This window comes from Roseofilum sp. KMC-1 (assembly GCF_057802075.1).
Genome location: NZ_CM173605.1, coordinates 2,705,138 through 2,726,600, shown reverse-complemented (window position 1 = coordinate 2,726,600; position 21,463 = coordinate 2,705,138). Strand labels below are relative to the sequence as shown.

24 protein-coding genes and 1 tRNA gene are annotated in these 21,463 nt (G+C 45.9%); 15 read left to right on the top strand and 10 right to left on the bottom strand.

What is annotated here, in order from left to right; all coding sequences use genetic code 11:
* Positions 1-84 precede the first annotated feature (84 nt).
* From alaS to AC3FZD_RS12820, 3 genes are all read left to right on the top strand, one after another.
* Positions 85-2,721 (top strand): alanine--tRNA ligase, encoded by a 2,637-nt coding sequence (gene alaS, locus AC3FZD_RS12830; RefSeq protein WP_488736405.1) that lies wholly within the window; start codon positions 85-87, stop codon positions 2,719-2,721.
* Positions 2,722-3,025: 304 nt separating this feature from the next.
* Entirely contained in the window at positions 3,026-3,829 is an 804-nt protein-coding gene (locus AC3FZD_RS12825) for a TPM domain-containing protein (protein WP_488736404.1), read from the top strand.
* Positions 3,830-3,931: 102 nt separating this feature from the next.
* On the top strand, positions 3,932-4,549 hold the full coding sequence (locus AC3FZD_RS12820; protein ID WP_488736403.1) for a precorrin-8X methylmutase: 618 nt from the start codon (positions 3,932-3,934) through the stop codon (positions 4,547-4,549).
* 39 nt (positions 4,550-4,588) lie between these two features.
* Here AC3FZD_RS12820 and AC3FZD_RS12815 read toward each other — a convergent pair.
* Positions 4,589-4,662: transfer RNA gene (locus tag AC3FZD_RS12815), tRNA-Pro, on the bottom strand.
* A 111-nt stretch (positions 4,663-4,773) separates the two neighbouring features.
* Here AC3FZD_RS12815 and lipA point away from each other — a divergent pair.
* Positions 4,774-5,649 (top strand): lipoyl synthase, encoded by an 876-nt coding sequence (lipA, locus tag AC3FZD_RS12810; protein ID WP_488736402.1) that lies wholly within the window; start codon positions 4,774-4,776, stop codon positions 5,647-5,649.
* A gap of 109 nt (positions 5,650-5,758) precedes the next feature.
* Entirely contained in the window at positions 5,759-5,944 is a 186-nt protein-coding gene (locus AC3FZD_RS12805) for a hypothetical protein (RefSeq protein WP_488736401.1), read from the top strand.
* A 91-nt stretch (positions 5,945-6,035) separates the two neighbouring features.
* Here the strand turns inward: AC3FZD_RS12805 and argH are convergent, their stop codons facing one another.
* From argH to AC3FZD_RS12790, 3 genes are read right to left on the bottom strand one after another with little or no spacing between them, the layout of a single operon-like run.
* On the bottom strand, positions 6,036-7,427 hold the full coding sequence (argH, locus tag AC3FZD_RS12800) for an argininosuccinate lyase (RefSeq protein WP_488736400.1): 1,392 nt from the start codon (positions 7,425-7,427) through the stop codon (positions 6,036-6,038).
* A 25-nt stretch (positions 7,428-7,452) separates the two neighbouring features.
* Entirely contained in the window at positions 7,453-7,653 is a 201-nt protein-coding gene (locus AC3FZD_RS12795; RefSeq protein ID WP_488736399.1) for a hypothetical protein, read from the bottom strand.
* A gap of 10 nt (positions 7,654-7,663) precedes the next feature.
* Positions 7,664-9,127 carry a PP2C family protein-serine/threonine phosphatase gene (locus AC3FZD_RS12790; protein ID WP_488736398.1) on the bottom strand — a complete coding sequence of 488 codons (1,464 nt, stop codon included), beginning with the start codon at positions 9,125-9,127 and terminating at the stop codon, positions 7,664-7,666.
* A gap of 328 nt (positions 9,128-9,455) precedes the next feature.
* Between AC3FZD_RS12790 and AC3FZD_RS12785 the strand changes: the two genes are divergently transcribed.
* Both AC3FZD_RS12785 and AC3FZD_RS12780 read left to right on the top strand, forming a co-directional pair.
* Entirely contained in the window at positions 9,456-9,761 is a 306-nt protein-coding gene (locus AC3FZD_RS12785; protein ID WP_488736397.1) for a hypothetical protein, read from the top strand.
* Between the two features lie 210 nt (positions 9,762-9,971).
* Positions 9,972-10,256, top strand: coding sequence for a hypothetical protein (locus AC3FZD_RS12780; protein ID WP_488736396.1), 285 nt, complete (start codon positions 9,972-9,974; stop codon positions 10,254-10,256).
* Positions 10,257-10,266: 10 nt separating this feature from the next.
* On the opposite strand, the gene AC3FZD_RS12775 is transcribed toward AC3FZD_RS12780, so the two are convergent.
* Positions 10,267-11,121 carry an SPFH domain-containing protein gene (locus tag AC3FZD_RS12775; RefSeq protein WP_488736395.1) on the bottom strand — a complete coding sequence of 285 codons (855 nt, stop codon included), beginning with the start codon at positions 11,119-11,121 and terminating at the stop codon, positions 10,267-10,269.
* A 117-nt stretch (positions 11,122-11,238) separates the two neighbouring features.
* On the opposite strand from AC3FZD_RS12775, the gene AC3FZD_RS12770 reads away from it, so the two are divergent.
* Positions 11,239-11,886, top strand: a complete 648-nt coding sequence (locus AC3FZD_RS12770) for a methyltransferase domain-containing protein (RefSeq protein WP_488736394.1) — start codon at positions 11,239-11,241, stop codon at positions 11,884-11,886.
* Between the two features lie 29 nt (positions 11,887-11,915).
* A complete protein-coding gene (locus AC3FZD_RS12765) occupies positions 11,916-13,760 on the top strand; it encodes an ATP-binding protein (protein WP_488736393.1) in 1,845 nt (614 codons plus the stop codon).
* A 77-nt stretch (positions 13,761-13,837) separates the two neighbouring features.
* Here AC3FZD_RS12765 and AC3FZD_RS12760 read toward each other — a convergent pair whose 3' ends face one another.
* Positions 13,838-14,071, bottom strand: coding sequence for a hypothetical protein (locus tag AC3FZD_RS12760; protein WP_488736392.1), 234 nt, complete (start codon positions 14,069-14,071; stop codon positions 13,838-13,840).
* 248 nt (positions 14,072-14,319) lie between these two features.
* On the opposite strand from AC3FZD_RS12760, the gene pabB reads away from it, so the two are divergent.
* The 3 genes from pabB to AC3FZD_RS12745 all read left to right on the top strand — a co-directional run bounded on the left by pabB (position 14,320) and on the right by AC3FZD_RS12745 (position 16,766).
* Entirely contained in the window at positions 14,320-16,077 is a 1,758-nt protein-coding gene (gene pabB / locus AC3FZD_RS12755; RefSeq protein WP_488736391.1) for an aminodeoxychorismate synthase component I, read from the top strand.
* Positions 16,078-16,155: 78 nt separating this feature from the next.
* Positions 16,156-16,398: a DUF433 domain-containing protein gene (locus AC3FZD_RS12750; protein WP_488736390.1), complete on the top strand. Its 243-nt coding sequence runs from the start codon at positions 16,156-16,158 to the stop codon at positions 16,396-16,398.
* Positions 16,398-16,766, top strand: a complete 369-nt coding sequence (locus tag AC3FZD_RS12745; protein WP_488736389.1) for a DUF5615 family PIN-like protein — start codon at positions 16,398-16,400, stop codon at positions 16,764-16,766. Before AC3FZD_RS12750 ends, AC3FZD_RS12745 begins: the two co-directional genes overlap by 1 nt.
* A gap of 61 nt (positions 16,767-16,827) precedes the next feature.
* On the opposite strand, the gene AC3FZD_RS12740 is transcribed toward AC3FZD_RS12745, so the two are convergent.
* The 3 genes from AC3FZD_RS12740 to AC3FZD_RS12730 all read right to left on the bottom strand — a co-directional run bounded on the left by AC3FZD_RS12740 (position 16,828) and on the right by AC3FZD_RS12730 (position 18,909).
* Entirely contained in the window at positions 16,828-17,028 is a 201-nt protein-coding gene (locus AC3FZD_RS12740; protein ID WP_488736388.1) for a DUF2283 domain-containing protein, read from the bottom strand.
* A 280-nt stretch (positions 17,029-17,308) separates the two neighbouring features.
* Positions 17,309-18,031, bottom strand: coding sequence for a DNA/RNA nuclease SfsA (gene sfsA, locus AC3FZD_RS12735; RefSeq protein ID WP_488736387.1), 723 nt, complete (start codon positions 18,029-18,031; stop codon positions 17,309-17,311).
* 8 nt (positions 18,032-18,039) lie between these two features.
* Positions 18,040-18,909 carry a transporter substrate-binding domain-containing protein gene (locus AC3FZD_RS12730; RefSeq protein ID WP_488736386.1) on the bottom strand — a complete coding sequence of 290 codons (870 nt, stop codon included), beginning with the start codon at positions 18,907-18,909 and terminating at the stop codon, positions 18,040-18,042.
* 239 nt (positions 18,910-19,148) lie between these two features.
* On the opposite strand from AC3FZD_RS12730, the gene AC3FZD_RS12725 reads away from it, so the two are divergent.
* Positions 19,149-19,580: a hypothetical protein gene (locus tag AC3FZD_RS12725; protein ID WP_488736385.1), complete on the top strand. Its 432-nt coding sequence runs from the start codon at positions 19,149-19,151 to the stop codon at positions 19,578-19,580.
* A 6-nt stretch (positions 19,581-19,586) separates the two neighbouring features.
* Here AC3FZD_RS12725 and hrcA read toward each other — a convergent pair whose 3' ends face one another.
* Complete coding sequence (gene hrcA / locus AC3FZD_RS12720; protein ID WP_488736384.1) at positions 19,587-20,663, bottom strand: heat-inducible transcriptional repressor HrcA; 1,077 nt, start codon at positions 20,661-20,663, stop codon at positions 19,587-19,589.
* A gap of 136 nt (positions 20,664-20,799) precedes the next feature.
* On the opposite strand from hrcA, the gene AC3FZD_RS12715 reads away from it, so the two are divergent.
* Positions 20,800-21,222: a putative toxin-antitoxin system toxin component, PIN family gene (locus AC3FZD_RS12715; protein WP_488736383.1), complete on the top strand. Its 423-nt coding sequence runs from the start codon at positions 20,800-20,802 to the stop codon at positions 21,220-21,222.
* 7 nt (positions 21,223-21,229) lie between these two features.
* A complete protein-coding gene (locus AC3FZD_RS12710; RefSeq protein ID WP_488736382.1) occupies positions 21,230-21,463 on the top strand; it encodes a toxin-antitoxin system HicB family antitoxin in 234 nt (77 codons plus the stop codon).

Sequence of the window (21,463 nt, the reverse complement as noted above, 5' to 3'; positions counted from 1 at the left end):
CCCACTGTGCAGCGTTACCCGATCGGAGGGGAAACCTTCCAGCTTTCTCTTAAAATAAAGATGTATTATAACTTGGAAACTGCTATGGCTTCATCTTTTCCCTCCCTGAGCGGTGCTGAAATTCGGCAAACTTTTCTTGATTTTTATCAGCAACGGGGTCACACCATTTTACCGAGCGCGTCTTTAATTCCAGAAGACCCCACCGTATTATTAACGATCGCCGGAATGCTACCATTTAAGCCTATCTTTTTAGGTCAGCGTGTGGCGGAAGTTCCCCGTGCGACGACCTCTCAGAAATGTATCCGCACCAATGATATCGAGAATGTGGGGCGCACTGCCAGACATCATACATTTTTTGAGATGCTGGGTAACTTTAGCTTTGGGGATTATTTTAAAGAAAAGGCGATCGCCTATGCTTGGGAACTCTCCACAAAAGTCTTTAAACTCCCCCCAGAGCGCTTAGTCGTCAGTGTTTTCCAGGAAGATGATGAAGCTTTTGCTATCTGGCGCGATCGCATTGGCATTCCAGCTTATCGCATTCAGCGCATGGGAGAAGAGGATAACTTCTGGAAATCTGGCCCCACCGGCCCCTGCGGCCCCTGTTCGGAAATTTACTATGATTTTCACCCAGAATTAGGGGATGAAACCCTAGACTTAGAAGATGATACCCGGTTTATTGAGTTCTATAACCTGGTTTTTATGCAATATAACCGGGATGCTGAAGGGAATTTAACGCCACTACAAAACCAAAATATTGACACCGGAATGGGGTTAGAGCGGATGGCACAAATTCTCCAAGGTGTGCCCAATAATTATGAGACGGATTTAATTTTTCCGATTATTGAAGCAGCCGCAAACTGTGCCAGAATTAATTATCACAAAAGTGATGAAAAAACGAAGGTTTCCCTGAAGGTAATTGGGGATCATGTGCGAGCAGTAGTGCATCTGATCGCGGATGGGGTGAGTGCCTCGAATATTGGCCGGGGCTATATTCTGCGCCGCTTAATTCGTCGGGTGGTGCGTCATGGCCGGTTGTTGGGAATTACGGAATTATTTACGGAAAAAGTGGCCGAAGTGGCGATCGCTGTTTCTGAAAGCGCTTATCCGAATGTGCGAGAGCGGGAAACCCTGATTAAATCCCAATTACAGCAGGAAGAATCGCGCTTTTTGACCACATTAGAACGGGGTGAGAAGCTGCTGCAAGAGATTGTGGAAAAGGTCTTAAAAGCTTCTGAAACGGAAATTGCCGGAGAAGATGCCTTTAAGCTCTATGATACCTATGGTTTTCCCTTAGAATTGACCATGGAAATCGCCGAAGAACAAGGGTTAACGGTGGATGAAGAAGGCTTTAAAGCAGCCATGCAGCAACAAATAGAGACTTCCCAAGGGGCCCATGAAACCATTGATTTGATGGTGCAGGGGTCTTTGGATCAATTGGCTGAACATATCCATCCCACCCAGTTTACCGGATATACAGAACGGTCGGGCATGGCGCAAGTTCAGGCCCTTTTAGTGGAGGGAAAATCGGTAGAGGTGGCGGAAGCGGGGATGGAGGTACAAGTTGTGTTAGATCGTACTCCCTTTTACGCAGAATCTGGGGGGCAAGTGGGCGATCGCGGCTATTTGTCCGGTTCAGATCTGCTCATCCGTATTGATGACGTTCAAAAAGAATCCGATTTCTTTGTCCATTTTGGCCGCATTGAACGGGGTACAGTAAACCGGGGAGACTCCGTAACCGCACAGATCGATCGCGCTTGTCGGATACGGGCCCAAGCTAACCATACGGCAACCCATTTGTTACAAGCTGCCCTGAAGAAAATTGTTGACCCCGATATTGGTCAAGCGGGGTCTGCGGTGGGGTTTGACCGTCTGCGCTTTGATTTCAACTGTCCCCGCCCTCTCACCGCTCAGGAGCTAGAGCAGATTGAGGATCAGGTCAATATTTGGATCAGTGAAGCCCACAATTGCGATGTGCAAATTATCTCTTTAAATGAAGCGAGAGATAAGGGCGCAACCGCCATGTTTGGGGAGAAATACGGCGATACGGTGCGCGTGGTGGACTATCCAGGAGTGTCCATGGAATTGTGCGGGGGAACCCATGTGCAGAATACGGCGGAAATTGGCTTGTTTAAGATTATCTCAGAAACCGGCATTTCTGCCGGTGTGCGCCGTATTGAGGCAGTTTCCGGGGCTGCGGTGCGGGAGTATTTGCAAGTGCGGGATGCGGTAGTTCGGGAATTGGGCGATCGCTTCAAAGCCAAACCGGAGGAGTTGGTGGAGCGGGTGAGTAGTCTGCAAACAGAGTTAAAGGCGACACAGAAGGAGTTAGAGCAGGTACTAGCAGAATTGGCGATCGCCAAATCCGATCGCTTACTCTCCCAAGCTGAATCTGTGGGCGACATTCAGATATTAGTCGCCCAGCTCGATGTGGATGCCAACTCCCTCAAAACCGCCGCCGAACGGTTATTACAAAAACTCGGTGAAGGCGCTGTCGTCTTAGGTTCTATTCCCGAAACGGATAAAGTCAGCTTAGTGGCTGCCTTCAGTAAAACCGTCAATCAAAAGGGCCTACAAGCCGGTAAATTTATCGGTCAAATTGCCAAAATTTGCGGTGGTGGTGGCGGTGGACGACCCAATTTAGCCCAAGCGGGAGGACGCGATCCCAGTCAATTATCCACGGCTTTAGAAACGGCGAAAACCGAATTAAAAGCAGCCCTCTAAGGCACGATTAAAAATTGGCAGTTTAGGGGCGGGTTCACCAACCATCCACCCGCCCACAACATTAAATGAGTGTTTTTAATGATAGCTAAAAAGGTGGAGAGCTTCTCCTCCCATCCCCCCATCACAGCGTAAAGCACTGTATCCCTCTGCCAGGGGAGAAAAACCGATCCCGATCGCCACCCATTGACGATCGCCCCACTTCTCCCTAAGATGAAAGTCTAGTCAAAAATGTAAAGATTCGTTAAGATAATCTCACAAAACTATCGGCTATTCCCACAACTGACCATTGCACGAGGGGTTAAGGATGAAAAAAACACATAAAAAAACATATTGGCAAACCTGTTTAGCGGCAATTCTAGCACTGTTGATTTGGGCGATCGCTCCAGCCGCCCACGCCTACAACAACCCAGAACTCCTACCCGACACACCCACACCCATCATCGACCTGGGACGCAACCTCACCGACACCCAAGAAGCCAACCTTGCTGACGACCTGAATCAATTTGAACAACAAACCGGCTGGAAACTCAGAGTCTTAACCCAATTCGACCAAACCCCCGGCCGTGCCGTCAAAGACTTCTGGGGACTCAACGATAAAAGCGTCCTCCTCATCGCCGATGCCAGAGGCGGCAACATCCTTAACTTCAGCGTGGGCGATGATGTCTATAGTCTCCTGCCCCGCACCTTCTGGATTGAACTGCAAACCCGCTACGGGAACCAATTCTTCGTCCGCGAAAACGGCTCCGACCAATCCATCATTCAATCCCTCGAATCCATTAAAACCTGTCTCATTCAAGGGGGGTGCAATGTCGTTCCTGGACTGCCCAAAGAACAATGGATTCTCACCCTAATCACCTCCCTCGTCGGCGGCGTGATCTTCGGCTTTGCCGCCATTCCTCGTGAAAGAGGTCAAATCTTCGCCTGGCAATGGGCCCTAATCTTTTCTCCCCTGTGGGGCATCCTGTTCATTGCCTTCGGCATTGGGCCGGTTGTATCCCGTACCAGTGAATGGTTACCCCTGGTTCGCAACATCATTGGATTTGCCCTAGGAGCCTTAGTTGCTTACCTATCTCCCGCATTCAACCAATCTGAAATTTCAGAAACCTAAACCAGAGTTGCCCAAACTGGTAAGCTAATACCGTAAGCATTCAGGGGTTAGGCTCCTCTGAATGCTAATTAGCCCACCTAAATCTTGCCTTGCGACTCAAATATGGAATGGCACATCACAGACGCTCTCAGTTTGGGAATCATTGACCGTGAAGTTGGTTATCACGGGTTCTCACCAGCAGAATATGAAATTGTCCGTCGGGTGATTTACTCCACTGCCGATTTTGAGTACAAGTCCCTGATTCGCTTTTCCGATCAATCTCTCCAATCAGGTGCAGCCGCTTTAGCCGCCCGCACAACGATTATGGTTGATGTGCCGATGGTACAAGTGGGTATTGCTAAGTTAATTCAGGAGACCTTTGCTAATCCGGTCTATTGCAGTATGGAGACTCTTACCCGTCCCCAAAAGGAAAAAACCCAAGTGGCTTGGGGGGTGGAAACTTTAGCTCGACGATACCCAGAAGGGATATTTGTGATTGGTGAATCTCAAACGGCTTTGGCTGCTTTAGTAGAATTAGTGGAAACGGAGGTGATTAAACCGGCTTTGATTGTAGGCGCACCGGCGGGTTTTGTGGAAGCGGATGTGACGAAGGGCCGCTTGAATGATTCCCAGGTTCCCCATATTCGCATTGAGGGACGTAAGGGCAGCGCGGTGGTGGCTTCAGCGATTATGAATGGGTTGGTGGATTTGGCTTGGCAAGCTTATGGCCAAGAGGCGTAGGAAAAATGTACCTGATGTTAGGTTAGCAGCTCTTAAAAATCGGGATGACAGGATTTGAACCTGCGGCCCCCTCGTCCCGAACGAGGTGCGCTACCAAGCTGCGCTACATCCCGAAAAACCATTTAGGTCTCCTTATCCTAACATGCGATCGCCCCATTAAGGTGAAAATTCCCCAATCTTGCTACTATAAACTTCAGTAACTCAGCAGAGGATGAGGGCATACGGTGACGGTTAAACCAGATTGGCTCAGGGTAAAAGCCCCGCAATGGCAGCGAGTGGGTGAAGTGAAAACCACCCTCCGCGATTTAGGCTTAAATACAGTTTGCGAAGAAGCGTCCTGTCCCAACATCGGTGAATGTTTCAGTGCTGGTACAGCGACCTTTCTGATTATGGGCCCTGCTTGTACTAGGGCTTGTCCCTATTGTGATATCGACTTTGAGAAAAAGCCCCAACCCCTTGACCCCACTGAACCGCAACGGTTAGGGGAAGCGGTGCAACGGATGGGACTCAAGCATGTGGTGATTACGGCGGTCAATCGGGATGATTTACCCGATGGAGGGGCGAGTCAATTTGTCCGTTGTATTGAGGCTGTCCGCGCCTTGATGCCCCAAACGACCATAGAAGTGTTAATTCCGGATCTCTGTGGCAATTGGCAGGCTCTGGAGATGATTTTGAGCGCTCGTCCAGAAGTTCTCAATCACAATACAGAAACGGTTCCCCGGTTGTATCGGCGCGTGCGTCCCCAAGGTGATTATCAGCGTTCTTTGGAGGTTTTGAGGCGATCGCGAGCATCATGCCCCCAAATCTATACCAAATCCGGGATCATGGTGGGATTAGGCGAAACTGACGAGGAAGTGCGCCAAGTGATGCGGGAGTTGCGTCAAGTGGACTGCGATATCCTCACCATCGGTCAATACTTGCAACCGACTCCCAAACACTATCCCCTTAACCGCTTTGTCACTCCCGAAGAATTCGAGGCTTGGCGGGTATTTGGAGAATCATTAGGCTTTCTGCAAGTTGTCTCTTCTCCCCTCACCCGCAGTTCCTACCATGCCGAACAAGTCCAAGACTTGATGAAGCAAGCGCCCAGATTAGCTTAAATTTTTCTGAGTTGAGATGGCATCGGGTCACCGACAAAGCTTGCTTATTTACCCACAGCAGCGTTATAATAGCTCTTCTGTGCCATAAGTGATTTCCAATGAGGTGAACATGGCGAAACGCCGTAATCCGAAAAAAGAAAAGGCTCAAAGAAACCTAGCATACGCTCGTAAGTTTCGTAAACGGACTCATCGAGGTTATACCAGCAGACGTTCTCCGATGGATAGTCTCCAAAATGAGAAAGAGGAGAAAGAGAAGGAGGAAAGTGAGCTTGATGTAAGCTCTCATGGGGACTAATTCTAGAGAAATCCAGTTAATTAGCCCCATTTCCAATTAAAAAAGCCGCCCTAAAGTTTGTGGGGGGGTTGCCAAGCCACCTTAAGTAACCTTAAGTATCAGTGTTTAAACGAGACCGAGCCTTGTCTAAGGCTTGTTTAACCTGTTCAAATCCTGTACCCCCATAGCTATTGCGGGCGGCGACAACTTGGCGAGGGGCAATCGCTTCATAAATATCAGCTTCAAAGGCTTCATGCAAGGCTTTCCATTCTTCTAAACTCAGGTCTTTAAGCAGTTTTCCAGCCGCTAGGCTCGTTTTCACTACTTTCCCGACTAAATTATAGGCTTCTCGGAAAGGAACCCCCTTAGCTGCAAGATAATCCGCTACATCGGTGGCATTGGAGAAGTCAGACTCAACTGCTTCTTGGAGACGGGAAGGACGGAATTCTAAGCCTTCTGCCATTAAAACAGTCATGGCTTCTAAGCAGCTTTGTACGGTTTTAACAGTGTCAAAGAGTGCCTCTTTATCGTCCTGCAAGTCCTTATTGTAGGCTAGGGGCAAGCCTTTCATTAACACCAATAAGCCTTGTAGATGGCCAAAAACTCTGCCGGTTTTGCCCCGTACCAGTTCGGGAACGTCAGGGTTTTTCTTTTGGGGCATAATGCTTGAACCGGTGGCACAGCTATCTTTAAGGGTGATAAACCGGAATTCTTCCGAAGACCAGAGGATCACCTCTTCGGCTAACCGGGATAAATGCACCATAATTAGGCTGGCGCTACAGGCAAATTCGATGGCAAAATCGCGATCGCTCACTCCATCTAAGCTATTGTTATAGACCCGCTCAAAGCCCAATAATTGAGCGCTATAGTGGCGATCGATGGGAAACGTCGTTCCTGCCAAAGCACCTGAACCCAGGGGGGAAATATTCACCCGTTTGGCCACATCCGTTAACCGTTCCCAGTCCCGTTGGCTCATTTCCACATAAGCCAACAAATGATGAGCTAAACTCAGAGGTTGGGCCCGTTGCAGATGGGTATAACCGGGGATCAGGGTTTCAATATTCTGCTCGGCCAACTCAATCAAAACACGCTGGAATTCCCGCAACTGAGATTTAATTTTACCAATTTGATCCCGTAAATAAAGGCGCGTATCTGTTCCTACTTGGTCATTGCGACTGCGAGCAGTATGGAGTTTTTTACCCACATCACCCGTAATTTCCGTAAGCCGACGTTCGACCGCAAAATGCACATCTTCTGCATCAATCGTGGGTTGAAAGTCTCCCCGTTGATACTCCTCTAGAACCTGTTTTAAGCCTTGAACCAGTTGCTCCCCTTCCGAAGTGGAAATAATCCCCGTGTGGGCTAACATTTGAGCATGGGCAATGGAACCGGCGATATCATATTCAATTAATTCAATATCAAATCCGATACTCGCATTAAAACGGGCGATCGCCGGATGTAAAGCACTCTCAAAGCGATCGCTCCAGGTTTTTTTCTCAGTCATAGTCGTGTTTCCTCGTTAACTAAACCTAACCACCATAGGTGGTAATCTGGCGAATAATGTAGCCTAAAATAATTCCTAGGATAAATGCCCAAACCTGGCCACTTTCCACGAAATTCGCAAAAGCAGTCTTCACATTAGCAAGCAAATCCGCATCGGTCTGTTGGGCTAAAATGACACTCAAGAAACCACCCATACCATACAAGCTAAACTTAGAACCTAAAGTCATAATTCCCTTCCTAATTAACCGTTGATTGTCTCTGAGGATCGATCTGCATCACCACAAGAGTCATATCATCTCGATGATCATTACCCGGCCCCATAAACTCATTCACCCGCTCAAACAGGTAATCTAAAATGCCTTGGGGGCTGGGGTAATGCTGACAAGCCAATTGAAAAGCTTCAATTAGATTTTCTTCATCAAAGCGATCGCCCTTACGATTGGATGCATCTGTAAACCCATCTGTATAGTAAATAATAATGTCCCCTGGACACAGTTTAGACTGGGCATCTTCATATTCTGAGTTCAAATCCAAACCAATCAGCATTCCCATCGTATCTAAACGCTGGATCGACTGATTCGAGGCCTGCCATAACAGAGGCGGATTATGGGCCGCATTACTATAAGATAACACCTGAGTTAAGGGATCGTACTCAGAATAAAACAGGGTGACAAACCGGTTCGCCTGTTCTAAATCCTGATACATAGCATGATTGAGATGTTTCAAAATTCTGGCTGGCGAATGTCCATTCAATACTTCCGCCCGCAGCATTCCCCGTAACATAGTCATGATCAAACCGGCAGGCACGCCCTTTCCCATCACATCTCCCACCGTAATACACCAGCGTCCCAAAGGATTCACCTGAGTATCAGATCCAGAGCCTTTTAACCCTTCTGGGGAATGAATGGGAATAAAATCATAGTAATCCCCCCCGACTCGGTTCGCTGTTTGACAGCGAGCTGCCAGTTTCATTCCTTCTATCTGGGGATAGGTATTGGGCAACAGTTGATTTTGAATTTCTGCCCCAATTTCTAATTCCCGATCTAGTCTTTCTTTTTTCCTTAGTTCTACCGACAGTTCATCATTTTCAATGGCTACTGCCGTTTGATCGGCAATTAAACGCAGCAGTTTCTCACGGGTTTCTGTCCAGGTATACTCTGGATTGCGACTGAACACATACAATCTTGCTCGTTCCGTTTTCCTTACAATTACGGCTGTGCCAAATAATTGGGTATGGCAACCCAAATAATGACCCACTTCCCGGTCGAGCAAAACGGTCATCTCTTCCATGCTCACCCCTTCTCCTTGCCGACTTCTGAGTTGACGGTTAACGGTTTCTAGGGCTTGGCGAATATCTTGGCATTGGTGGGAATCATGGCAATGCATTTGTTCGAGTTTCAGTTGCCCATTGGCTTGAAATAAAACTAGAGCGCCTCCATCGGCATCCGTTACCCGTCCTGCCATTAAGGGAATTAATTCCAGAAATTGATTGAGGTTGTTAAAACTTCGCAGGGCAAACCCCAAGGACATTAACAAATCTTGGATTTTATTTTGCTCTCGGCGCAAACGGGCGACCAATTCTTTGAGAGCATGGACTGGGGTTTGATCCTCGCTCGCGACTTTAGGGGAACTGCTAGGCAATTGGGGAGTGGAATTGCTTGGGGGTTGGGGAGAGGGTTGGGGAATTGGCACAGCGCTCATTGGCTCAAGGGGTAAGAGTTTAGACACAGCAGGGATACCGTCTACATCAAGATGGGTGTCGCGATCTTCGGGTAATTAGGATACTCTAATCGGGTGAATCCTGGGCGATCCTCGTTTATCTTAATCGATGAGGGCCGATTGAGATCCCAGGGGGAAGTGGGAATCTCTTGAGTAAGTTCATAGTAGTAGACAGAATAGTGGTTCATTTGTCAAGCCCCAGAGTCTATGAAACATGGGGCGAATAGACACAAATCAATCATTTTCCGATCTCTCCATCTCCCATCAGGGGGTAGAATAGTATCCAGGATAAAGTAGGAGCGAATCACTGATGTATTCTGAAGACACAGACGCAACAGAAATTACCTTTTTCTACGACACGGGAGAATCAGAGTCTTTTAGTTTACCTATTGCTCCAGAGGAGTTTCAAAAACAGGTGAATTTGCTATTGGAGCGACCCTGGTTAACGTTTCATTTGTTCGATCGCACCATTTGGATCTGTATGGCTAGGGTGGTGAAAGTGGAGGTGAAACCGGAACTCTCCGGTATTGTCGGTGTGGGAGTCTTCCCCAATGTGGAGGAAATGACCACCATTCAACGGGGATCGAGGGGACGACTACCGGGTTATCAGAGTTGATCTCAATGTGATCGGGATCTCATGGGGGGAAGGCGATCGCTCACCGCGATCGGTTGCACAGGATCAGCTCCTTCTCTCCGAGATATCACCCCATGAACTTGCATCAGTCACAGCCATTTGACCAGAAATCTGGAATGATTAAAGCATAAGAGTTAATCGCGGTCTACATCCGGATTAATCCTTGGTTCTAATCCTACAGAGTTTAAGGGTATGAAAACTAGAGTGGTTGATTTTGAAGTTCTCTCTTACATTAATCCGAATGGTAGACTCCGCAAATATGGTAGCTTGGAGTGTCAGCGCTATGGCTGCAATTATCGGATTATTTCTCCCATTAACCGTCAGGATGCCTCGGCTGAACAAGAAGCCTATAAAGAGTTAATTGCTAAATTGGATAAAACCAAGATCAAACGCATTAAAACCGAGGCGCATACCACTTTAGATGAAGCCTTTCGTATTGTTTTCCATTTAGCCAATTCCCAAGAAGAAGAGGCTTAGGCTATATTTTTTAGCCATCAGGGTTGCATTCTGAACTATTTTCTGAAGAGGAAGTGGGAGGGAGATCGATTTTTTTGACGTTTGACCGTTCATATTCGAGTAGATTGGTGAGGGTTTCATTGAGAACGCTAGGATTCATAAAGAAAATCTTGGAGTTGGGACTAGCGGTGAGCTTTTCATTGGTGTCAAGATAATGTCGGGCAATCATAAATTGAATAAACTCAGGGCTTTTAGCATCCATTCCCAAAGCATCAGCTAGAATTTTCATCGATTGCGCTCCGCCTTGCGCTTCAATGATAGAAGCCAGTCGTGTACTTTCTGCTGCTCGCTCTTTTTCTAAAGATTCAATAATCGTTTTTGGTGGCGTAATATCCCGCACTTCTACCCGGATGAGTTTCACACCCCAGGAGTCGGTAATTGAGTCAATTTGCTCTAGTAGCGATCGATTAATTTCTTTGATACCGGAAAAAGTTTCACTCATTCCTAGGCGACCAATTTCTCCCCGCAAATTGGTTAAAACTAAGTTTTCTAGGGCATTTTCAATATTGTCAATGGCATAATAAGCCCGTTTTAGGTTGACAATTTGCCAGTAAACGATCGCATCGACGGCTAAGGATACGTTATCTCTGGTGATCGTTTGTTGGGGGGGAACATCCAATAGCCGCTCGCTCATCAAGGCTCGGATGACGACCCGATCGAATAAGGGAATAATAAAGTTAACCCCAGGCTCTAGGGTACGGTGATATTTTCCCAAGCGCTCCACTAACGCTTGATAGGGTTCCTGAATAATGATCAAGGAACCCGACAGACCGGCGATCGCCACTAGAAAGATAATAATAATACTAGAAATAATACTGCTCGTCATCAAACTATCCTCACCAGGGAAAAAGGGATCGGGCCAAACCTGGGGAATCCTTTATAGTGTAAAAGGAAGCCATATTTAATTTTAAGTTTACAGTTTTAAGGTTGAACTGAATTAACCATGCTCTTACACCCCCAAGACCGGACTAAACTTGATTCTAGCGACGATCGCCAGTTTTATGCCTTTCCTCGGTTTGTCACCCATGTGGATGAGGGGTTTATCCAGCAGTTAACCGATCTGTATCGCGATCGCCTCCAACCTCAAACTCGTATCCTAGATTTAATGAGTAGTTGGGTATCCCATCTTCCTGACGAGATAACCTTTGACCATGTGGAAGGTCATGGTCTGAATGAGGAAGAATTAGCTAAAAATTCCCGCTTAGACCATTATTGGGTACAAGATCTCAATCAAACTCTGCAACTGCCCTTTGAGGATCGAACCTTTGATGCGGTTCTCAATTGTGTCTCCATACAATATCTACAATATCCTGATGCCATCTTTAGCGAAATTCACCGCATCCTTAAACCTGGTGGAGTTCTCATTGTCAGTTTTTCTAACCGCATGTTCTATCAAAAAGCCATTCAAATTTGGCGGGATGGCACAGATCAAACTCGCCTCAAGCTGGTTAAAAAGTATATTCAATCCGTATCTGGATTTACCGCACCTGAATTGATTGTCCATCTACCTAAAGTTCCAGCACTCTTGCAACTCATGGGTTGGGGAGGAGGAGATCCCTTTTATGCGGCGATCGCCTATCGCCAAGATTAACCTGATATCTATCACCATCGCCTAAACCTATGCATCAGAGCCTCACTGGAATCTTATTACCGTCTATTCACGATCCCATGTCTTCCGATCTCCCCCAATTCCATCTAGCACTGCCCAGTTCTAAAGAAGGATTATGGGATTGGAATCTGCAAACTGGGCGCATATTTTTCAATCCCAATTGGCAAAAAATTTTGGACTTTTCCGAATCGGAATTGCCCCAAACCTTTAGCGAATTTGAAGCCTTAATTCATGCTGAAGATTTACCGATCCATCAAGCGGCTCTCCAAGCCCATATTCAAGGAGGAAATCAGTTTTATGAAAGTACCTACCGCTTGCGCTGTCCGAGTGGGGGTTATCGGTGGATTTTAGCCCGTGGATTATGTTATCGCCACCAGGATGGAACTCCTTATCGTTTAGCCGGTTCTCATACGGATATTACTTCATTTAAGAAAGCTCAAGAACAAGAGTCTGTCTTACGGTTAATTACTGATCAAATTCGCAGTAGTTTAAATTTAAAAATGATTTGGAAAACTGCGGTCGATCAAATCCAAAATATTTTGGACACCGATCGAGTCTTGATTTACCAATTTCAATCTGACTGGAAAGGAGAAGTGATCGTCGAAAAAGTGGTGGGAAACTGGGGATCGACTTTGGGAAAAGTAGGCGCAGATAATTGTTTTTCTCAAGACTATGCCAGTCTCTATCAAAAGGGCAGAGTCAGAGTGATTCATAATATTTTTTCCTCTCAACTCGATGCCTGTCATATTGATTTCTTACAAAAATTTGATGTCCGATCTAATCTAATTGTCCCGATTATTATTAAAGAGGAATTGTGGGGGTTACTCATTGCCCATGAATGTAAGCGATCGCGCCATTGGAAAGAATCAGAGGTTACCCTATTAATTCATGTGGCTAAACAATTAGCTATTGCCATTTATCAAGCTAATTTGTACGATCGATCCCAACAAGCTGTTAAAGAATCTGAAGAAAAAGCTCATGAGTTAGAACTGGCTTTACTCAAATTGCAAAAAACTCAGGCTCAACTCATTGAAAGTGAGAAAAAATCCTCTATTGGCCAATTGGTTGCTGGAATTGCCCATGAAATCAATAATCCCGTGAGCTTTATCTATGGCAATATTGATTTTGCTAAGGCGTATCTTAAGGATTTATTAGACTTGGTTCAGCTCTATGAAAAGACGTTTCCTGAACCTGGAACAGCCCTGAAAAAATTTCGTGAAGATATTGATGTAGACTTCTTACAATCAGATTGTCTCGATTTATTGGAATCCATGAAAAATGGGGCTTCTCGCATTCGGGAAATTGTCTTATTTCTGAGAACTTTTTCCCGTTTAGATGAATCCCAGATGAAACGAGTCAATGTCCATGATGGAATCGAAAGTACCTTGATGATTATTAATCACCGTCTACAGGCTAATACCCATCGCCCCATGATTCAAACGATTAAAAATTATGGTGTTTTACCGCCCGTTGAATGCTATGCTGGACAACTGAATCAGGTGTTTATGAATCTATTAGTCAATTCTATTGATGCTATTGATAGTGCTTGGGAAAAACACTCCCATGGAGAACCTCCCCAAATTACTATTACTACGGAAAGTCAGTCCATGGAATCGATCGCAATATCCATTGCTGATAATGGGGTGGGGATGACAGACTTAATTCGCCAGCGTTTATTTACCCCTTTTTATAGTACCAAACCGGTGGGTAAGGGAAAAGGTCTAGGCTTGAGTCTCTGTCATGCCATTATTGTCGATCATCATGGAGGAGAATTATCCTGTGAATCTGAACCGGGAAAGGGGACAACGTTTACCATTAAACTGCCCTTACACCAAGTCCCTTTACACCCCGGTTAAAACAACATAAAAAAGTAAGGCGATCGAGGAAAATGGGTATAGGATACAAGGCTTCTCAGGGCTATTGAAGATGAGAGTTAAGGATTGAGGGATAATTGCTCTTGGATTTGCTGAATTTTGCGATCGCGGAAGGACTCTAAAGCCTTTTCTAGATCTTCCCGTTCTACCCCTTCCGGTAGATCCACTGTAGAGAGGGACTGAATCATACTAGAGACTAACTGACTAAACCCCTCAATCCGATCGTGAACGGATAAGCTCTGTTGAGCAGTAGAAGGAGAATTGTGCAGGGCAGAAAATGGGTAATTTAACATTCGATAGCACCTCTGATTTGAATAGATGACCCTATTCATCCTATTCTTAAGATAAAAGATGTCTTCTAGAGAACAATAGGATTGTTACAATTATAGACCTTTTTATATCTTTCTTGTCAGCCCCACTAGAATAAATGGGTGAAATCACTTATTTCAACCGAACGGGATAGATTGAAGATATAGTATGATATGAGATATCCTTTCAAGGAATCTGCTGATTTTCCCCCTATAAACTGGAAGAATTGGGAATGAAGACCCACTATCTTGCCTATATTTACGAATCGGAAACCGACCATTGGTTACAGTTTGAAAAGCCGATGGAAGTCTATTGTGTAACCGCCAATTCTGGAAATCCGATCTCGGCTTTAGAGGAAATTGAAAATCAAGTAGAAAAACAGGGTTGTTATGCTGTGGGAATGCTCAGTTATGAAGCCTCTCCTGTCTTTGATAGCGCTTTAAGGGTTCATGCAGATCCGGATTTTCCTCAGCTCTGGTTTGCTCTGTACGATCGCCCCAGCCAGATCCTCACTCCCCAAGACTTCATCAACCTGCATACGAAGGCAACCGATCCAGACATAAACTGGAAAAGTGAACTGACAGAAGCGGAGTTTCATCAGGCGATCGCCCGCATCCAAAGCTACATCAGCCAAGGGGATACCTTCCAAGTCAACTACTCCTTCCGTCTGCGATCGCCCTTTAGGGGAGATCCAGGTTGGGCGCTCAATTTTCTCAGGCGATCGCCCCCAGCTCCCTATTCCGCTTACCTCGACATGGGGCGCTATATCATTGCCTCCAGCTCCCCCGAACTCTTCTTCACCCTCGATGGTTCCACCTTCACCAGCAAACCCATGAAAGGAACCGCCCCACGGGGAAAAACCCTAGCTGAAGACCGTCAGCTTGCCCAATGGCTGCACCATTCCCCCAAAAACCGCGCCGAAAATGTCATGATCGTGGATATGGTTCGCAACGATATCGGGCGAGTTGCCACCATTGGCAGCATCCAAGTGCCCCACTTATTTGAAGTCGAGCGCTACGCCACCGTTTGGCAAATGACCTCAACCGTCACTGCTCAAACGCGATCGCCCCTGAGCCAAATTCTCACCAATATCTTCCCCTGTGCCTCCATCACCGGCGCACCCAAAGCCCGCACCATGGAGATCATCACAGAACTCGAACGCTCTCCCCGACGCATCTATACCGGGGCGATTGGTCTTCTCAGCCCCGGACGCAAAGCGCAATTTAACGTTGCTATTCGTACCCTACTCATCGATCAACAGACCCAACAAGTCGAATATGGCATCGGTAGCGGCATCATCGCGGACTCCAACAGTCAAGAAGAATACCAAGAATGCTACATCAAATCCCTGATCCTCAGCCAACAACAGCCCCCCTTTTCCCTCCTGGAAACCCTCCTCTGGACTCCCCAAGCTGGCTATTTCCTGCTCTCCTACCACCTGCAACGACTCCAGGACTCTGCCGAATACTTTAATATTCCCCTCGACCTTCCCCAACTGCTCCACCATCTGCAAACCCTCGCCCCCACCCTCAAAGCCTCTCCCCACAAAATCCGCCTGTTGATCGACTCCCAAGGAGCATTAACCCTAGAATCCTCCCCCATTTCTCCCCCCTCCCCCTTCACTCCCATCACCCTCAAACTTGCCCCCCAAGCCATCGACTCTGGCAATATTTGGCTCTACCATAAAACCACCCATCGCCAGGTCTATACTCGATCTCGTGCTGCGGTTACGGACTGCGATGATGTCCTGCTGTGGAATGAACACCATCAAATTACGGAATCGAGTATTGCCAATGTTGTCCTCTATTGGCAGGGAAAATGGATTACTCCTCCCTTAAGTTGTGGACTCTTAGGAGGGACATTCCGCGCTTGGCTTTTAGATCGGAATCTGATCCAGGAATACCCGATTACTCTGGAGATGATTAACCCTTCCTCGATTTTATATGTGATTAACTCCGTTCGAGGATGGCAAAGTGCGCGGCTAATTTGAGAAATGCTCTAGATATCAGCAAGATTGAGTTTGGCTAAACTAGGCTATAATCAAGATTACCCATTGATAAAGTGAATTATGAATACTTATACTTGGCAAGAACAAATTGAGATTAACCCGAATATTTGTCATGGTAAACCTTGTATTAAGGGAACTCGAATTATGGTTTCTGTAATCTTAGATAATTTGGCAGAGGGATTGACATTAGAGGAAATTATTGCCGATTATCCACCCTTGAATGTAGCGCAGATTAGATCGGCGATCGCCTATGCTGCTGCTTTAGCAAGAGAAGAAGATCTGTTACCTTTGCGATCGAGATAATGTTGGTCAAACTAGATGAAAATTTGAGTGTTACTCATCAGGAGTTTCTGAGAAGCCAGGGTTACGATTGCGATCGCGTAACAGATGAAGGATTATCCGGTGCAGATGATGAGGTGGTATGGCAGCAAGTCTGTACTGAGAGCAGATTTTTTATTACCCTTGACTTGGATTTTTCTGATGTCCGACTTTTCCCCCTAGGCACTCATCCAGGAATTTTATTATTGCGTCCTCGAAGTAAAAGTCGTCAAGCTGTTCTTGATGTTCTAGAAAGAGTTGTCCGAGAATATTCACTAACTCATTTTCAAGGCTGTTTGGTCGTTGCTGATGAAACACAAACTCGGATTCGTCGTCCGTCAGTTTCAGATTAATGCTAATCATCCTCGATCAATACAGAGTTCGGCTAAACCCAAATACTCGATCCCTTCTGGATTAGCAAATGTCCAATTCCACTTTTTTAAAATCAGCAAGGGTAACTCTATGATTAAGGTTTAAGATTTCCACCCCTACCACTTGATTATGTTCATTATAATCTAAGATGATCCCTGGCTTTACTTCTTCAGATTCAATAATCGTTGAATTATCAAGTCGTAAATAAAGAGCATCAGATTGTTCATCAAATTGGATTTTCATAGTCGATTCCTTTGAGTCCGATCGAAATAAACAGTGATAATACGCCAAGGCTCTGTTGTTGGATTATAAATGACTCGGAGTACGCGATCCCCATATTCAGAGATACGACCTAAAGCATGACATACAGCAGTTTCCTCTGCTATGAGGTACATTAATGACTGTTTTTAACGATAGCTAAAATGGCTCAAAGCGCTACCCAATCTGTTATTTGTTCCCCCATTCCCCCACTCCCCCACTCCCCCACTACAGCGCTTCGCGCTGTATCTAATGGATTCAAAGATTAACATCCTCGATCAATACAGAGTTCGGCTAAACCCAGATACTCGATCCCTTCTGGAGTGACGGAAAAGCGACAGGGGAGAATTTCGACTCCTTTGGCGATCGCCTGACGCAAGAGTTTCCCATAGACAGGATCGGCACAGTCTCCAGGGGAAAACTGCTCGCAGTCCGCACGATTAATAAAGTAGAGCATCACCGCTCTGGCTTTTGGGGGTAGCTCCATCAACTCCCGTAAATGCTTTTGGCCGCGATCGGTTACCGTATCCGGAAATAAAGCCAGCCCATTTTTCGCCCAAGTCGTATTCTTAACTTCCACATAAATCGGCGACTCTCCAGTGAGGACAAAATCTACTCGACTGCGCCGATCTTGACCATAAACGACTTCAGTTTTTAGACTTTTATAGTCTGTTAATTCTGGAAAAATGCGCTGCTCTAGAGCTAATTTAATCACTCGATTGGGTAAGCTTGTATTCACCCCCACCCAAACCGGTTCGGGGGTTGGCAATTGAATCATTTCCCAAGTGTAAGCCAACTTACGCTTAGGATGATCATGATAGGATACCTGTACCGGAGCGCCAATTTCACAAACATCAGTCATCGGCCCCGTGTTGGCACAATGGGCCGTAATTAACTCCCCCGTTTCCAACTCAATCTCCGCTAAAAATCGTTTATAGCGGCGTTTGAGGATACCCGGAAATAGAGGAGGATAGGAGTATAAAAACATTTTCCAGCTTAATTACACTTGTCTAAGGCCGCGATCGTCAAATCAATATAAGGAGAAGTAACCCCAACTAAATCCGTCAGCAGATCGGTAATAATATTTCTGGAATCTCCTTCAGCAATAAACAGATTAACTGTTTGTCTCCATTCTTCATCATGGGAGGGCAAAATCATACCATAGGAACTACAGGTCAAGGGTTCATTGGGTAAAAGACTATATTGAGTATCGCTTAACCCTTGTCTTTGGGCTTCTCCAACTAAGAGAATACCATCACTAGCAAAGGCATCAATTGTGCCGCTCATTACATCGCGAACGGCTTGTTGTCTACCTTGATTTCCAGTATAGGGAATGGGAGTAGCCAATTGATAGCGACTTTCGATAAATTTGCGCGTCAATGTGTCATCTAAAACCCCAATATCTAGACCTTCGAGAAATCCCGAAGGTTTGAATAAAATGCGCGTTTGAGGACGCATCAAAAAATGGGTTCCGGTAATGAAGAACCGGGTTGAAAACTGGGTTCCTTGGGGGGGAGTGGTGCTGATGGTATTGGGGCCACATTCTAGGTGAACTTGTCCATCTCTGACGCTGCGATAGCGACCATTGGGGGAGGATTCATTGAGGGTAGATTCAATAGTTTGGAGTTGAATGGGCCGGTCTAATTTTTGTTCTAGCTCTTGGCTAAAAGACTCCATCATTTGTAAACATAGTCCTTTCCATTCTCCGGATTCCATATAGCCAAAAGGAGCGGCATCTTTACGAATGCCGACTTTTAAGGTTCCGGTATTTCTAATCTCTGCGAGAATTTCTTGGGCTGGACTGGCTCCAGCCGTTGTTAAAAGGATACCGAAGCTGGTGGCGATCGCTGCTATTTTTTTGAACATTACCGTTGTTGATTTTTCCCAATAAGCTGACGAGTTAGATTATCTCCAAATCTTCTTTTTGTCAATTGAGCCACTCTACCGATCTTAAAAGGCGAGTCAACCGTACCAAGAATGGAGAGTTTACCGCCGATCGCCGATCGCCGATCGCCCGTTACAATAAACTCGTATTTCTATCACTGTGCAAAAAATTGACTACTCCATTACAATCGGGGTGAATATCCATATGAGGTTATCTAATCATGAGCGAAACTGATGCACCAAAAGAATCTAGCATAGTAGAAGTTAGCCCCGAAACCAAGGCCATGGTGGAAGAAGATGAGGGTCTAAAAGATGCCACAGAACAAGTTAAAAATGAAACCATGGCTCTGATTGAAGCCATTAAAACCAGGGCCCAGTCGGAAATTCACAAAGCCAGAAACTATACTCTGGAAACCTATCTCAGTTCAGTCCAGAAAGCCAAAACCAGCTTAGAAGAAGAAAATCTATTCGATCCGGAGCGCATTGAGAATTCCCTCAAAATCCTGCAAAAAGATGCTGAGAAAAATTGGGAGAGCATTCTTAAGCAAGCTCAGGAATTTGGCGATCGCCTGTCGGAAGCCGCTAAGGCAGCTTGGGAAATTTTAACGGCTCCCCGTACTGAAAAGGATGCCCAATCCAAAGATCCCGACTAAAACCTCCTAACTCAAAGCATCCGAGAGATAACCCGCCGTGGCTTCCACCACGGCGATCGCATTTTCATACATCATCCGCGTTGGCCCCAAAACCCCCACACTCCCCACGGGAACCGAACCGCGAAAATAGGAAGAAGTCACCAAAGCGCAACTTTGCATCGGTTCTAAGGGATTTTCTGAGCCGATCCAAACCTGTACCCGATTGCCCTTATTCTCCTGAGCTGGAACTTGAAAAATTAGGGGTAATAATTGAGTCGGTTCTTCTTCGAGCAAATGAATTAAAGTTTGCACCTGATGCAGTTGGGAAAACTCCGGTTGTCGCAATAACTCCGCCACTCCACTAATCCAAATATCCGTATAAACCGAGGAAGAATGGCGCTGTTTAAACTGCTTTAAAACCTGGGTAAGCTGTTCTCCATAGCGCTCAAACTCACTATCTAGCTCCGTCCAATCTAAACGTTCTAGCTCCGTTAGCAACCGTCCTTTCAGATTATGATTGAGAAAATTAGAGAGAATTTGCAATTCCCTCGATACCTGTTCTATCGTTTCGCTTCCCTCTTCTCCCGTATGGAGTAAATCAATTAAGGTCGAATGGGTTTGGTAACTATCGGTCACCAAAATCAACATGGCGCGGCCGCGATCCACTGCCACCAATTGCAAATGATGCAAGCGAGAATTCTGCGGTTGGGGCATGGTAATCAAGGTAATATAGCCACTTAAACTCGATAAAATCTGGGCGGCTGACTTAAAAAGCGATTCTAAACTCCATTGCCAATTGAGCTTTTCTTGTAGCAGGCTTTCTACCTGTTTCCCAGTCTTAACATTGGGGGTCATCAAATGGTCTACATACCAGCGATATCCAGAATCCGAGGGGACGCGGCCGGCGGAAGTATGGGGCTGATAAAGTAGCCCAGATTTATCTAAATAGCTTAAACAAGAACGAATCGTAGCCGTGCTTACAGAAAAATTATATTCTTCAACTAAAACTTTTGAACCCACGGGTTCGGCTGTGGCCACATAATGATTAACCGTTGCTTGTAAAACGCGCTGATGGCGATCGTTCAGTTTAAATTCTAAGGGCATTTGAGTTTAAATCAGAAATATTATGGATTAGATAACCCTCATCGGGGAATTTTGATCTATAAGTCATAAGATAGCAAGAATTTGTCCATCCATCCCCTACACCCTAGAGAGATAGCGTATATGCTATCATCGACTCATGTCTAGCCAACTGGTTATTGACACCAACGTTTTTGTCAGTGCCTTAATTAGTCCCACCGGAGCCAGTCGCGCTTTGCTTCGTGCCTGCTTGCAAGGAAAGTATCAGCCGCTTATAGGAACAGCATTGTTTCTGGAGTATGAGTCAATTTTAAGCAGATCGGAGGTTATGGCACGCTGTCCGCTACCCAGAACTGATGTCGAAACCCTGCTTGCCGCTTTCATGTCAGCCAGTCAGTGGGTTCAGATTTATTACTTGTGGCGGCCAAACTTGACTGATGAAGCAGACAACCATCTGATTGAATTGGCGATCGCGGGCAATGCAGAAGCAATTGTTACCCAAAATATTAGGAATTTCCAGAGAGCGGAACTTCTCTTCCCCCAAATCTCTGTCCTCACACCCGAAGAATTGATTACGGAGTAAGTCAAATATGGCAACATTAACCATTCGTTTACCTGATGATAAGCATTCTCGCCTGAAAGCAATGGCTCAGTCTCGTGGAATCAGTGTAAATAAACTCATGGAAGAACTCTCAACCCTGGCACTGGCTGAATTTGATGCTCAGACCAGATTCCAAGCTTTGGCAATGCAGGGTGATGTAGCTGGTGGCTTGGAAGTTCTCGATCGGTTAGATTCCCTGCATCAATTAAAAATTAAAAATTAA